The organism is Iodidimonas sp. MBR-22, assembly GCF_029946565.1.
Classification (GTDB): Bacteria; Pseudomonadota; Alphaproteobacteria; order Sphingomonadales; family Rhodothalassiaceae; genus Iodidimonas; species Iodidimonas nitroreducens.
This window is the reverse complement of sequence record NZ_JARKVQ010000003.1, coordinates 85,540-100,134: the sequence shown is the minus strand read 5'-3', so window position 1 is coordinate 100,134 and position 14,595 is coordinate 85,540. Positions and strand designations below refer to the sequence as shown.

Below are 14,595 nucleotides of genomic sequence, written 5' to 3'. Positions count from 1 at the left end.
TTTCTTCTCTCCCGCCCTTGACATCCGCCCTTGGCAGCGTAATTACAGGGCACCCGTTAGCACTCATCAATGGTGAGTGCTAATATGATCCGCGGCATAGGCCGCACACATAATTTCAAGGGGCATTCCGCACCTTTTAGCCTGTAGGAGGAAACTTCATGGCATTCCGTCCGCTGCATGACCGCGTTTTGGTCCGTCGCGTTGAAAGCGAAGAAAAAACCCGGGGTGGTATCATCATCCCCGATACCGCCAAAGAAAAGCCGCAAGAAGGCGAAATCGTCGCCGTTGGCTCTGGCGCCAAAAACGAAAAGGGTGAAATCACCCCGCTCGATGTCAAGGCCGGTGATCGCGTTCTGTTTGGCAAATGGTCCGGGACCGAAGTCAAGGTTGACGGGGAAGACCTGTTGATCATGAAAGAATCAGACATTCTGGGGATCATTGGCTGAACGCCATCACCCTGTATGCCGAGATCGCTTTCGATAATTTAATTTCATGTCGTATCAAGGAGTCAGTTCATGGCTGCTAAAGAAATCAAATACCACGCCGATGCCCGCGCCCGCATTCTTCGCGGGGTGGATGCTCTGGCCAATGCCGTTAAAGTCACCCTTGGCCCCAAGGGCCGCAATGTCGTCATCGACAAATCCTTTGGTGCCCCGCGCATCACCAAGGATGGGGTGACTGTTGCCAAGGAAATCGAACTGAAAGACAAGTTCGAGAATATGGGCGCCCAGATGGTGAAAGAAGTCGCCTCGCGCACCAATGATATGGCAGGCGATGGCACCACCACCGCCACCGTGCTCACCCAATCGATCGTTCAGGAAGGCGCGAAAGCCGTTGCCGCCGGGATGAACCCGATGGATCTGAAGCGCGGCATCGAACTGGCCGTTTCCACCGCCGTTGCCGATATCAAATCCCGCTCGAAGGATATTTCTTCCTCCAGCGAAATCGAGCAGGTTGGCACCATTTCCGCCAATGGCGAAGCCGCGATCGGCCGTATGATCTCGGAAGCCATGGATAAAGTGGGCAAGGAAGGCGTCATCACCGTCGAAGAAGCCAAAGGCCTTGAAAGCGAGCTTGATGTCGTTGAAGGCATGCAGTTTGATCGCGGGTATCTCTCGCCTTATTTCATCACCAATTCCGAAAAGATGGTGACCGAGCTTGAAAACCCTTACATCCTGCTGTTTGAAAAGAAGCTGTCCAATCTGCAGGCGATGCTCCCCATTCTGGAAGCCGTTGTGCAATCCAGCCGCCCTTTGCTGATCATCGCCGAAGATGTTGAAGGCGAAGCTTTGGCAACGCTGGTGGTGAACAAGCTGCGCGGTGGCCTGAAGGTTGCGGCGGTCAAAGCCCCCGGCTTTGGCGATCGCAGGAAAGCCATGCTCGAAGATATCGCCATCCTGTCCAAGGGCCAAGTGGTTTCCGAAGATCTGGGCATCAAGCTTGAAAATGTCACCCTCGACATGCTGGGCACCGCCAAGAAAGTGACCATCACCAAAGACGACACCACCATCGTGGGCGGCGCCGGCGATAGCGACGACATCAAAGCGCGTTGCGAACAGATCCGCGCACAGGTGGAAAACACCAATTCCGATTATGACAAGGAAAAGCTGCAGGAACGTCTTGCCAAGCTTTCCGGCGGTGTGGCCGTGATCAAGGTTGGCGGTGTCACCGAATCGGAAGTGAAAGAACGCAAGGATCGCGTTGATGATGCGCTTCATGCCACCCGCGCCGCGGTGGAAGAAGGCATCGTTGCCGGTGGCGGCACGGCTCTGCTTTATGCCACCCGCGTTCTGATCGATCTCAAAGGCCAGAATGACGATGAAACCAAAGGCATCGCCATCGTGCGCCGGGCCCTTGAAGCCCCGGTTCGCCAGATCGCCAGCAATGCCGGTTTTGATGGCGCGGTGATTGCCGGCAAGCTTTTGGAGCAAACAGACACATCCTTCGGCTTCGATGCCCAAAAGGAAGAATACTGCAATCTGGTGGAACGCGGCATCATCGACCCCACCAAGGTCGTGCGCCACGCCCTGCAGGATGCGGCCTCTATCGCCGGTCTGTTGATCACCACCGAAGCGCTGATCGCCGATGCGCCGGAAGATAAAGACTCCGGTCATTCTCATGGCGGCGGCATGCCCGATATGGGCGGCATGGGTGGTATGGGCGGCATGGGCTTTTAAGCCCCGCCCTCACCGATCCTTTCAGGGGATCGCTGCAAGCCGACAAGACCCCGCGGAGCCATCGTGCTCCGCGGTTTTTTTATGCGCCCCGCTTTCAGTGCCGAACTTTCAGTGCCGAATGAGCGCAGGAGCGGCATGGACAAATGACCCGCGCCTCCCCATAATCGCTCTTCTTTTGATTGATCAAGGATCAAGACCATGCGTCCTGTATTCATTCTCATCGCGTTTATAGTGTTTCTGCTCGGTTCCTGCACATCCGAAGGCAAGGACCACCCTCATGAACAGACCAATGGCCTGCTGATCCTTGAAGGTGGCGACAGTGTTGCTGTAACCATGGATAAGCTCGAACAGGCAGCCACGGCTCGGGGCTTCAAAATTTTTGCCCGGATCGATCATCAGGCGGGTGCCAAAAGCATCGATCAGGTGCTCCGCCCCACGCAATTGCTGATCTTTGGCAATCCCGCCGGTGGCACACCCCTGATGCAGGCGGCGCAAAGCTTTGGTATCGATCTGCCGCTCAAGGCTTTGGTTTATGAGGATGAAACGGGCGCGGTCAAAATCGCTTTCAATGATCCCCGCTTCCTTGCCCAACGCCATGGGCTGCCCGATCCCGAACCGATGATCCAGAAAATGACCGGACTTTTAAAGGCGCTGGCCCAAGCCGCACAATAAGACTCACCCCGAACAGCCGATTCCCGCCAAATCGGCTTCAGAATCAACTTTCAGGCAAATTCCAAAATCACCTGATCTACCGCAAGGCTATCGCCTTTTTGGGCATGAATTTTTTCGATCACCCCATCACGTTCGGCGCGCAGGATATTTTCCATTTTCATGGCTTCCACCACGGCCAGCGCCTGACCGGCCCGCACCTCTTCGCCAACCACAACATTCAAAGCAACCATCAGCCCCGGCATCGGGCACAACAGCAGCTTTGAGGTATCGGCGATTTCCTTCACGGGCATATGCCCCATCAGAGCATCAATCACCGGCGGCACCACCACCACAGTCTGGTGCACCCCGGCCGTGGACAAGCCATAGCCCAACTTCAGACGATCAACCTCCAGGGTGATCGCGCGCCCATCAAGCGTGCCCGTAAAAACCGGCGCGCCGGGGGTCCAATCGCTTTCAAGCACGTGATCTTTGCCATCAAGCGCGATCCGCGCCCCTTCTGTGGTGGGGGTGATTTTGGCGGTGGCCTTCGCATCATCCAGCCGGATGATCCAATCCACCGCATCCATCATCGGCACACTGGAAATCCGCCCCGAAATACGGCCATCTCGGGCCGTGCTCAGCCCATGGATATAGGCAGCAACGGCCATCATGGTGGTTTTGATGGCATCGGTCATCATCCCGCCTTTGAAGCCATCGGGATACTCTTCGGCGATGAAATTGGTGGTCAATCGCCCTTCGCGAAACCGGGGATGCGCCATCATCGCCGCCAGAAAGGGTACATTATGGGCAATGCCGCGAATATAAAAGCGATCCAGCGCCCCTTGCATTTCAATGATGGCGGCATCGCGTGTTTCCCCCCATGTGGCGAGCTTGGCGATCATCGGATCGTAAAACATCGAAATTTCAGCCCCTTCAAAAACGCCGGTATCATTACGCACCCGGTCGCTTTCATGGGGCGGGCGATAGCGTTTGAGCCGACCGATCGAGGGCAGAAAACCGCGATAGGGATCTTCGGCATAAATCCGGCATTCCATCGCCCAGCCATGAAGGCGCACATCATCCTGAGCAAAGCCCAAAGGCTTTCCGGCGGCGATCTCGATCATCTGTTCCACAAGATCGAGGCCGGTGATCATTTCGCTCACCGGATGTTCCACCTGCAAGCGGGTGTTCATTTCAAGGAAGTAGAAATTGCGGTCTTTATCGACGATGAATTCAACCGTACCCGCCGATTGATAATCCACCGCCCGGGCCAGCGCTACGGCCTGCGCCCCCATGGCTTTGCGGGTGTCTTCATCCAAAAAGGGCGAGGGCGCTTCTTCGATCACCTTTTGATGGCGGCGCTGAATGGAACATTCCCGCTCCCACAAATACACCAGATTGCCATGACTATCGCCCAGCACCTGAATTTCGATATGGCGGGGCTCGACGATATATTTCTCGATAAACACCCGATCATCGGAAAAGCTCGATCTTGCCTCCGAGCGGGCCGAAACATAGCCTTCCCGACATTCCGCATCATCCCAGGCAATGCGCATCCCCTTGCCCCCGCCCCCGGCCGAGGCTTTGATCATCACGGGATAGCCGATATCGGCGGCGATTTTTGCGGCTTCATCGGCATCGGCTATCTCGCCGATATGGCCGGGCACTGTGGAAACCCCGGCAGCCTTTGCCAGGCGCTTTGATTCGATCTTGTCGCCCATGGCCGCAATGGCATGGGGGCGCGGCCCGATGAACACCAATCCGGCAGCCTCCACGGCTTCGACAAAAGCCTTGTTTTCCGACAGGAACCCAAAGCCGGGATGGATCGCTTCCGCCCCATGATCAAGGGCCGCCTTGATCAGCACATCCCCCAAAAGATAGCTTTGCGCTGCCGGCGCCGGGCCGATGAACACATGCTCGTCCGCCATCTCCACATGCAGGGCATCGCGATCCGCCTCGGAATAAACGGCAATCGTGGTGATCCCCATCTTGCGGGCTGTCTTGATGATTCGGCAGGCGATTTCGCCACGATTGGCAATGAGGATCTTTTTGAACATGATGCGGTCTTTCCCGGGATCGGCCTTGTTATCTTGTCCCTTGCTAGCTTGATCTGAACCGTCAGGCAATGCTATCGGGGCCTTGGTTATGCTTATTGGCAGCGTTGATCATAAAAGACCGCCGGGATAAACAAGATCAACCTTGATTTTCATGCAAAGCGCTCTTATTGTCCGCGCCTTATCGGCATATGGATTGCTGCCTTGGCAGAAATCCGTTCCCCGAACTTCCATGGAATTTGGCTCGCGCCGACAGACGGTGCGGCATCGAGCAAGCGAGGACGAGATGGCTGTACCTAAAAGAAAAGTGTCCCCCATGCGCCGCGGTAACCGTCGGTCACATGATAAACTGGAACCTGTGAACTATCAGGAAGATCCGCACACCGGCGAATATGTTCTGCGCCATCATGTGGATCTGAAAACCGGCATGTATCGCGGCCGTCAGGTGATTACCCCCAAAGGTCAATAAGGGATCAATAATCCCCTAAGGGGCCTGAACGGATTCAGTCTCCATGGGGGCTTTGTGCCTCTTCACAAATGGCCAACCCTATAAAAAGCCGACCCATAAAAAAGCCGACCAGAGAGTGTCTCCGGTCGGCTTTTTCTGTTCTATGCCTGATGAGGCTTATTCGGCAGCGTGGCTTTTGGGTTCAGTCCATTCCAAAGGCTTGAACTGATCATCGAGCTTGGGCTCCATCATGTGATTCGCGTAATTCGACAGGGTTTTCACACCCACGCCCAACACCACTTCCAGAATATTCTGATGATTATAGCCGGCATCAAGGAAGGCCTTCACATCCGCATCATCGGCATAGCCGCGCTTTTCAACCACGGCATCGGTGAAGCGGCGCAGGGCTTCGAGCTTTTCATCCGGCAGCGTTTTATCGCCGCGCAGGGCGCTCAGCACATCCTCATCGATTTTTGCCATTTTGGCAGCACCGGAATGGGCGGCCATGCAATAATCACAGCCATTGCGGCGGCTCACGGTGAGCAGAACCACCTGGCGTTCCACCGGTGAAAAGCTGGTTTTATCAAAAATCCCGGCCAAGGTGGCATAGCCTTCCAAAGCTGCAGGCGCATTTGCCAAACCCCCCAGAATATTGGGTAGGAAGCCATATTTTTCTTTGGCTTTTTCAAGAATCGGGCGCGATCCTTCCGGGGCACTTGCGGCATCATGGAATTTGAAGTCGGACATCTCATCCTCCTGTTTGGGAAAGCTTCGACAATAAAGCCTGAGGTGATCATAAAGGCGCCAGAACCGGCGTCATGCTACAATCTGGTGTTTATGGCGGCGATAACCACCCCCTCACAAAAATGTGTGGGCCAAAAAGCGCGAAATCCATGCTTTCGCTTTACCCGCCGCGTGATATGTCAATTTCATGACACATCAAATAGTGCAAAGCATGGAAGGCTGGAAGCTGGAAGACGGCACCCCCGTCACCGCCGATGATCTGGCCCGCGAAATCACCCTTGTGCCCCGCACGCGCTTTTGGCGGCTAAGCCATATCGCTTTATTATGGCCCCGGCACAGCGATCCTGATTCGACAGCACAGGCTGGCGGATTTGCCGATGGCTATGCGCTGGAGCTGACCCCGGCCCCCGATGGCGTGATCTGGCTTTTACAGCCGGTGAATGGCGATCCCCTTGATCGCCAAACCGGTTTTGCGCCCAATGGGCGGGCCGCCGTGATGGCAGCCTTTGATAAGATGACACAGGATTATGCGCACAGGCAGGCCCGCGCCCCCATCAGCCCCTGAAGAGCTTAGCTGAAGAACTTAGCTGAGGCGCTTAGCGGTAATCGACCTTTTCGATCTCGAAATATTTCTCACCCGATGGCGTAGTCACTTCAACCTCATCACCCACAGAGCGACCGATCAAAGCCCGCCCAATCGGCGAGCTATAGGAAATCCGGCCCTGTTTCACATCGGCTTCTTCCACCCCTACAATCTGATAAATCGTTGATTTATCATCTTCATCGAGCAAGGTGATGGTGGCACCAAACATAACCTTATCGCCCTTCAAGGTCGTGGGATCGATCACTTCAGCGCGGCTGAGCTGATCTTCCAGCTCCATCACCCGGGCTTCGATCAGGCCCTGTTTTTCTTTGGCGGCATGATATTCGGCATTTTCCGACAGATCACCATGGGCGCGCGCTTCTTCAATCGCACGCACCACAGCGGGCCTATCCACCGATTTCAAACGGTGAAGCTCCGTCCTGAGGCTTTCAAAACCAGAAACCAGCATCGGGATTTTTTCGGTCATCTCTCGTGCTCTTATTGTTGCAATGATGGAAATCAAAAGCCGGGCGCATCGAAAGCAGATCATCCTGCCCTTATGCGACCGGCAAAGCTGTGGGTCTTCGCCTGAAACGATCCTTCAAGTCAACCCGTTTTCTCGGCGCTCATGTCTTTTGCGCCCAATTCCTGAGAATATGATTGTAAGGGCGCGACTTCAAGCATTCCTCGCTGGCTGGCATATAAAGCCATCACCGCAGCCCGCGCCCCGGCCAATGTGGTGTAATAGGGTGTTCCCATGGTCAGCGCACTGCGCCGGATTTCAAAGCTATCCGACAGGGACTGACTGCCCGATGTGGTGTTGAACATCAAATCGATTTCGCCATCCTTTAAAAGATCGACGATATGAGGCCGCCCTTCCGCCACCTTGTTCACCACCCGCACCTCGATCCCATGCTCGGCCAAGAAACCGGCGGTGCCGCGGGTGGCGATGATCTCGAACCCCAAAGCCACCAGATCGCGCACCACCGGCATGATTGCGGCTTTATCGGAATCGCGCACGGAAACGAATACCAGCCCGCTTTCGGGCAGAATGGTGCCCGCCGCGATCTGGCTTTTCAAAAAGGCCCGGGCAAAATCCTTGTCGATTCCCATCACTTCGCCGGTGGAGCGCATTTCCGGGCCCAAAATCACATCCACACCGGGGAAGCGGGCAAAGGGGAAAACCGCTTCCTTCACCGCCACATGGCGGCGGGGAAAGGGGCTGAGATCGAAATCGGCGAGCCGGGCCCCTGCCATCAGCCGGGCGGCGATCTTGGCAATGGGCACCCCTGTGGCCTTGGCCACGAAAGGCACCGTGCGGCTGGCCCGGGGATTCACCTCAATCAGATAAATCTCCTCGCCCACCACGGCAAATTGCACATTCATCAGCCCACGCACGCCCAATTCCAAGGCCAGCGCTTTTGTCTGGTCTGCGATGGCGGCAACGATGGCATCGGAGAGGCTATAAGGGGGCAGGGAACAGGCACTATCGCCGGAATGAATCCCCGCTTCCTCGATATGTTCCATGATACCGGCCACATGCACATCTTCACCATCGCATAAGGCATCCACATCCACCTCGATGGCATCGCGCAAATAGCCATCCACCAGCACCGGGCTATCCCCCGATACCTTCACCGCTTCCCGGATATAGCGTTCGAGCTGGGCATGATCATTGACGATTTCCATCGCCCGCCCGCCCAAAACATAAGAGGGCCGCAATAAAACCGGAAAGCCGATGCGTTCGGCAATGGTGATCGCTTCGGCAGCGGACCGCGCCATGCCATTGGGCGGCTGTTTCAGGCCCAGAGTTTTCAGCATGGTGGCAAAGCGATCCCGATCTTCGGCGCGATCAATGGCATCGGTGCTGGTACCCAGAATGGGGACGCCCGCCTGTTCCAGCCCCTTGGCGAGCTTCAAAGGCGTTTGCCCGCCAAATTGCACCACAACCCCGGCCAGCGTGCCCCGGCGCTGTTCGGCGCGGACGATATCAAGCACGGTTTCATGGGTCAGCGGCTCGAAATACAGGCGATCCGATGTATCATAATCGGTGGAGACGGTTTCCGGGTTGCAATTCACCATGATGGTTTCATAGCCAGCCTCAGACAAAGAAAAACAGGCATGGCAGCAGCAATAATCGAATTCGATACCCTGCCCGATCCGATTGGGCCCACCACCCAAAATCATCACCTTGCTGCGATCACTGACATCGGCTTCGTCTTCGGGGGGGATCATCTTGCCGGTCAGGGCATTCAGGATACCGGTTTCATAGGTGGAATAAAGATAAGGGGTTTGGGCATCGAATTCCGCCGCACAGCTATCGATGCGCTTATAAACCGGGGTCACCCCAAGGCGATGACGCAGGCTGCGCACATCGGCTTCCATCAGGCTGCCCAGATGCGCCAAACGCTCATCGGAAAAGCCGAGCATCTTTAATTCCAGGAGCCCCCGGGCATCCTGAGGCAGGCCATGGCGGCGCACAGTTTCCTCGGCATCGGTGATGCGCTTGATCTGGCCCAGAACCCAGGGATCATAATGGGTGATGGCGGCCACATCGGCCACATCCATCCCCAAACGAAAGGCCTGGGCGATCCGCAACAGGCGTTCAGGCACCGGCTGCACCAAAGCCGCCCGAATGGTATCCAGATCGGGGGCTTCGGGATCATAGCCTTCGATCTCCACATCATCGAGCCCGGTGAGCCCGGTTTCCATCGAGCGCAGAGCTTTTTGCAGGCTTTCAGGAAAAGAGCGGCCAATCGCCATCGATTCGCCCACCGATTTCATCGAAGTGGTAAGGGTATTGTTGGTATGGGGGAATTTTTCAAAGGTAAAGCGCGGGATTTTGGTCACCACATAATCAATGGTCGGCTCAAAAGATGCCGGGGTGACGCCGGTGATGTCATTATCCAATTCATCAAGGGTATAGCCCACCGCCAGCTTGGCGGCGATTTTCGCAATCGGAAAGCCGGTAGCTTTCGAAGCCAGAGCCGATGAGCGCGATACCCGTGGATTCATTTCGATGACCACCAGCCGCCCATCTTTGGGATTGACCGCAAATTGCACATTCGATCCGCCGGTTTCCACGCCGATTTCGCGCAGCACCGCAATCGATGCATTGCGCATCACCTGATATTCCTTGTCGGTCAGGGTCAGCGCCGGGGCCACGGTGATCGAATCGCCGGTATGAACCCCCATGGGATCAAGATTTTCGATGGCACAGATGATGATGCAATTATCGGCGCGATCCCGCACCACTTCCATCTCATATTCTTTCCAGCCCAGAACCGATTCTTCGACCAGGATCTCATTCACCGGCGAGGCATCGATCCCGGATTTCACGATCGCCTCGAATTCCTGCCTGTTATAAGCGATCCCGCCGCCGGTGCCGCCCATGGTGAACGAAGGCCGGATGATCGCTGGCAAGCCGGTTTCAAGCAGGATGTCCTGCGCTTCGGCCAGGCTGTGGGCCACTGCCGATTTTGGGCTTTCAAGGCCGATTTTATCCATGGCCTGACGAAACAAAAGGCGATCTTCCGCCTTGTTGATCGCCTCTTCATTGGCCCCGATCATGGTCACGCCATAGCGCTTTAACACCCCGCTTTTCGACAGCGCCAGCGCCGTATTGAGCGCGGTTTGCCCGCCCATTGTGGGCAATAAAGCATCGGGGCGTTCCTTGGCGATGATCTTTTCAACGATTTCAGGCGTGATCGGCTCCACATAGGTGGCATCGGCCAATTCAGGATCGGTCATGATCGTGGCGGGATTGGAATTCACTAAAATGATGCGATAGCCTTCCGCACGCAAAGCCTTCACCGCCTGCGTGCCGGAATAATCGAATTCACAGGCCTGCCCGATGATGATCGGCCCGGCCCCTATGATCAGGATCGAGGATATATCAGTGCGCTTGGGCATTTCTTTTCCTTGAGCGAATAACGCAAAGGCTATGTTTGGGAGGCCGAGGCGGCCTGATCCACAAACTGGCTGAACAGATCGAAATTATCCTGCGGCCCGGGCGAAGCTTCGGGATGCTGCTGCACCGAAAAGATGCGGCCATCCTTGGCTTTCAGGGCGCAGATCGTACCATCGAACAGGGAAAGCTGGGTGATCTCCACACCCTGTTCGGCCAGATTGTCTTTGGCGACCGCAAAGCCATGGTTCATCGCGGTGATCGAAACCCGCCCGCTTTCAAGATCGCGCACCGGATGATTAGCCCCGCGATGCCCCTGCTGCATCTTCACCGTGTGCCCGCCCAGCGCCAATCCCAATATCTGATGGCCAAGGCAGATGCCAAAAACCGGCAGGCCGGATGCGATCAGATCCTTGATCATCGGCAGGGCATAGACCGCCGTTGCCGCCGGGTCGCCCGGTCCATTCGATAAAAACACCGCATCGGGCGCCAGCGCCATGATGGCGTCGAATGAGGTCTCGGCAGGCACCACCGTCACCCGCGCCCCCGCCGAGGCCAGATTGCGCAGAATATTGCGCTTGATCCCGAAATCCACGGCCACGATATGGGCCCGCGCCTGATCAAGCTGGCCATAGCCGCCTTGGCGTTGCCACAGGGTTTCCTGCCAGGGATAGGGATCGGATGTGCTGACATCGCGCGCCAGTTCCATCCCCTGCAAACCGGGCCATGCCCGGGCCTTTTCCACAAGCGCCGGCAAATCGAATTGGCCTGCCCGATCATGGGCAATCACCCCATTGGGGGCCCCATGGGCGCGGATATGCCGGGTCAGCCGCCTTGTATCCACACCGCTGATGCCGATCAGGCCCTGATCTTTGGCCCAATCTTCAAGGCTGTGTTCGGATCGCCAGCTTGATGGCGCGGGCATCGGCTCGCGCACCACAAAACCACGGGCTGCGGGTTTGGCGCTTTCCATATCTTCGTGATTGGTCCCCACATTGCCGATATGGGGAAAGGTAAAGGTGATGATCTGCCCGGCATAAGATGGATCGGTGAGAATTTCCTGATAGCCTGTCATCGCCGTATTGAAGCAGATTTCCCCAACCGCCTCGCCGGTAGCCCCTATGCCTTCGCCATGATAAACACTGCCATCCGCCAGAACCAGAACGGCTGTTTTTGGGCGGCTGGAGAGGTCTGGCGTCGGGTGATCATCCATGTCAGAACTTCCGGTTTATGGGTTTGGTATCGCTCGGGAGGTAGAGAACCGCACTGGAATGTTGCAGCCACGGGCAGATAGGTTTAGGGAGTCCCATCCTGACTGCGCAACAAGGATGGGCCAAACCGGCGCGGACCTTAGTGAATGCAGCGGCCAAGGTCAAGACGGAGTGGGCCCCCTTGAAGACCCATCCCATTAACGCTCAGGACTTGGAAACGATCTGAACTTCGAGCGCCAAAAAAGACCAACAGGGACAGGAATAAAGCCATGACTTTACGTGAAAGATTGAATGCCGCCGTGAAGGATGCCATGCGCGCCAAAGAGCAGCGCAAACTTTCCACCCTGCGGCTGATTCTGGCTGCCGTGAAGGATCGGGATATCGTGCGCCGCACAGAATCGGATGAACGCGATGATGATCTGATCATCAGCGAAATCATGGCCCGCATGATCAAACAACGGCATGACAGCATCAAAGCCTATGAAGAAGGCGGTCGCCTTGAACTGGCGGAAAAGGAACGCGAGGAAATCGACATCATCTCGGCGTTTCTGCCCCGCCAATTGGGGGACGAAGAAATCGAAACCGCTTGTCATGCGGTGGTTGATGAGTTGGAGGCCACGGCCCTCAAAGATATCGGCCGCTGCATGACCGTGCTCAAAGAACGCCATGCCGGGCAAATGGATTTCGCCAAAGCCAGCCAAAAGGTGAAGGCCATCCTGTCAGCCTGAAGAACGCGCGTGATTAACTGGCCTGAAGATATGAAGACCCGATGATCTTGCCTCCCCAATGCCGGGTCGCTTAGTCTTTGGCCTCTGCCTTGGGGCTGTTTTGGCTCCCCATCGCGATGGATGAACTCAAAGATGCGTTTTCCGCCCCGCTTCATGGATGAATTGCGCGATCGGGTGCCCCTTGGCGATCTGGTCAATCGCAAGGTCAAGCTCAACCGGGCGGGGCGCGATCTGAAGGGCCTGTGCCCTTTTCATAGCGAGAAAACGCCGTCTTTTCATGTGGTGGAAGACAAGAATTTCTATCATTGCTTTGGCTGTGGGGCCCATGGCGATGCCATAAGCTGGTTGATGGAAAGTGAAGGGCTGAGCTTTCCCGAAGCGGTGGAGCAACTGGCGCAGATTGCGGGCGTGGCCCTGCCCAAACCCGACCCCCAAGCCCGCCAGAAGGCGGAAAAATCGGCCAGCCTTTTTGAAGTTTTAGAGGCGGCGACCCATTGGTTTCAGCAAGAATTGGGCGGTGCATCGGGGCGCGCGGCCCGGCGCTATCTGCTTGATCGCGGCCTTGATACCGAAATCATGCGCCGTTTTCGGCTGGGCTTTGCCCCCGATTCCTATGAAGCCCTGAAAGATGCCCTGGTGGCACAGGGGCTGCACGTGCCCCAGCTTATCGACGCGGGCCTTTTGAAACCATCGGAGAAGGGCGGCGCGCCCTATTCATGGTTCAGAAACCGGATCATCTTTCCCATCAGCGATCGTCAGGGCCGGGTGATCGCCTTTGGCGGGCGATCGATGGAACCGGATAATCCGGCCAAATATCTCAATAGCCCTGAAACCGAGCTGTTTCACAAGGGCCACAGCCTTTATAATCTGGCCGATGCCCGCAAACCCGCCCATCAGGCGGGCAGCGTGGTAGCGGTGGAAGGCTATATGGATGTGATCGCGCTGGCTCAAGCCGGGATCGATCATGCCGTCGCCCCTTTGGGTACCGCGCTGACGCCTGAGCAGATCGCCCTGCTATGGACGATGAGCGCCGAACCGATCCTGTGCTTTGATGGCGATCAGGCCGGCCAGCGGGCCGCTCTGCGTGCCGCCGAACGCTGCCTGCCCCTGCTCAAACCGGGAAAATCCCTGCGCTTTGCGATCCTGCCCGAAGGGCTTGATCCCGATGATCTGCTGCGCCGGGATGGCCCCAAGGCCCTTCAGGCCGTGCTGGATGCCGCCGAACCCCTGTCCGAACTGCTCTGGCGCAGCCTGATCACCGGCAAAGATATTGCAACGCCCGAACGCCGCGCCGGTTTGGAGCAAACGGTTTTCAACATGCTTTCAAATATCGCCGATGACAAAATCCGGGGCTTTTATATCCGCGATTTCCGGGATCGTTTCTATCGGCTAGGGCGCCCCGCTGCATCGGGCCGGGCCTCGGGCAGGGGGGCTTTCCAAAACCGGTTTCAAACTCAGTCTTTGGGCAACTCTGTGAGCCGTTTTCGCCATCAGGGCATGGCTCCCGGCCCCGCATCACCGCAGTTGAAAGCGAGTCGTCTGGGTCGCAATAGCACCGGGCCGGACCGTATTCTTTTTGAACAATTGCTCTGTCTTTATGCCATTAACCATCCTTTGCTGGCGGAAAGCCATGCCGAGGCTTTGGCTCTGGTCGATTTCACCGACAGCGCGCTTGACAAATTGCGTCAGGAAATCCTAGTCACCCTGAGTTCAGGGAAAGGTCTTGATCAAGGCGCACTGAAGGACCATTTGGCAAAGAACGGTTTCAAGGGGATTGTTGCGCAGCTTATGAGTTCGCCACTGCTGAGACCGGCATGGTCGGCTTGGCCCGAAGCCACGGCTGAAGAAGCCGCCATCGGCTGGCATCATGTGATGGCGCGGTTGCGGCGGCTGGCTTTGAGCGATGAGATTGCTGCCGCAGAAGCAGCCTATAGGGATCATGGAAGCGATGAAACGCTGCGACAGCTTATTCATTTGAAGCAGGAATATGACCGGACCGAAGGGACCGAGGCCGAATTGGAAGGCTATGTCTTTCGGCAATGATGTGGCAAATGAGGGTATGGGCCTCATGGCGCATCGAGGATGAAAGATG

General features: G+C 56.5%; 12 protein-coding genes. 7 read left to right on the top strand and 5 right to left on the bottom strand.

Going from position 1 to position 14,595, the window contains the following annotated elements:
* Nucleotides 1-158 precede the first annotated feature (158 nt).
* The 3 genes from groES to QK300_RS03455 all read left to right on the top strand — a co-directional run bounded on the left by groES (nt 159) and on the right by QK300_RS03455 (nt 2,849).
* The gene (gene groES / locus QK300_RS03465) at nt 159-446 is read left to right on the top strand and encodes a co-chaperone GroES (protein WP_281300399.1); all 288 of its coding nucleotides are present in this window, start codon (nt 159-161) and stop codon (nt 444-446) included.
* A 69-nt stretch (nt 447-515) separates the two neighbouring features.
* Nucleotides 516-2,177, top strand: a complete 1,662-nt coding sequence (groL, locus tag QK300_RS03460; protein WP_281300400.1) for a chaperonin GroEL — start codon at nt 516-518, stop codon at nt 2,175-2,177.
* Between the two features lie 198 nt (nt 2,178-2,375).
* Nucleotides 2,376-2,849: a DUF302 domain-containing protein gene (locus tag QK300_RS03455; protein ID WP_281300401.1), complete on the top strand. Its 474-nt coding sequence runs from the start codon at nt 2,376-2,378 to the stop codon at nt 2,847-2,849.
* Nucleotides 2,850-2,899: 50 nt separating this feature from the next.
* Here the strand turns inward: QK300_RS03455 and QK300_RS03450 are convergent, their stop codons facing one another.
* The gene (locus QK300_RS03450; RefSeq protein WP_281300402.1) at nt 2,900-4,885 is read right to left on the bottom strand and encodes an acetyl/propionyl/methylcrotonyl-CoA carboxylase subunit alpha; all 1,986 of its coding nucleotides are present in this window, start codon (nt 4,883-4,885) and stop codon (nt 2,900-2,902) included.
* Nucleotides 4,886-5,168: 283 nt separating this feature from the next.
* Between QK300_RS03450 and rpmF the strand changes: the two genes are divergently transcribed.
* Nucleotides 5,169-5,351, top strand: a complete 183-nt coding sequence (rpmF, locus tag QK300_RS03445) for a 50S ribosomal protein L32 (protein WP_042086163.1) — start codon at nt 5,169-5,171, stop codon at nt 5,349-5,351.
* A gap of 156 nt (nt 5,352-5,507) precedes the next feature.
* Here the strand turns inward: rpmF and QK300_RS03440 are convergent, their stop codons facing one another.
* Entirely contained in the window at nt 5,508-6,077 is a 570-nt protein-coding gene (locus QK300_RS03440; RefSeq protein WP_281300403.1) for a carboxymuconolactone decarboxylase family protein, read from the bottom strand.
* 184 nt (nt 6,078-6,261) lie between these two features.
* Here QK300_RS03440 and QK300_RS03435 point away from each other — a divergent pair, with 184 nt between their 5' ends.
* Nucleotides 6,262-6,639, top strand: coding sequence for a hypothetical protein (locus tag QK300_RS03435; protein WP_281300404.1), 378 nt, complete (start codon nt 6,262-6,264; stop codon nt 6,637-6,639).
* Between the two features lie 31 nt (nt 6,640-6,670).
* On the opposite strand, the gene greA is transcribed toward QK300_RS03435, so the two are convergent.
* From greA to carA, 3 genes are all read right to left on the bottom strand, one after another.
* Nucleotides 6,671-7,144 carry a transcription elongation factor GreA gene (gene greA / locus QK300_RS03430; RefSeq protein ID WP_042086039.1) on the bottom strand — a complete coding sequence of 158 codons (474 nt, stop codon included), beginning with the start codon at nt 7,142-7,144 and terminating at the stop codon, nt 6,671-6,673.
* Between the two features lie 119 nt (nt 7,145-7,263).
* On the bottom strand, nt 7,264-10,569 hold the full coding sequence (carB, locus tag QK300_RS03425) for a carbamoyl-phosphate synthase large subunit (RefSeq protein WP_281300405.1): 3,306 nt from the start codon (nt 10,567-10,569) through the stop codon (nt 7,264-7,266).
* A 29-nt stretch (nt 10,570-10,598) separates the two neighbouring features.
* The gene (gene carA / locus QK300_RS03420) at nt 10,599-11,777 is read right to left on the bottom strand and encodes a glutamine-hydrolyzing carbamoyl-phosphate synthase small subunit (protein WP_281300406.1); all 1,179 of its coding nucleotides are present in this window, start codon (nt 11,775-11,777) and stop codon (nt 10,599-10,601) included.
* 267 nt (nt 11,778-12,044) lie between these two features.
* Between carA and QK300_RS03415 the strand changes: the two genes are divergently transcribed.
* Nucleotides 12,045-12,503 (top strand): GatB/YqeY domain-containing protein, encoded by a 459-nt coding sequence (locus QK300_RS03415; protein ID WP_281300407.1) that lies wholly within the window; start codon nt 12,045-12,047, stop codon nt 12,501-12,503.
* Nucleotides 12,504-12,635: 132 nt separating this feature from the next.
* Nucleotides 12,636-14,546, top strand: coding sequence for a DNA primase (gene dnaG, locus QK300_RS03410; RefSeq protein WP_281300408.1), 1,911 nt, complete (start codon nt 12,636-12,638; stop codon nt 14,544-14,546).
* The last annotated feature ends 49 nt before the right edge of the window (nt 14,547-14,595 follow it).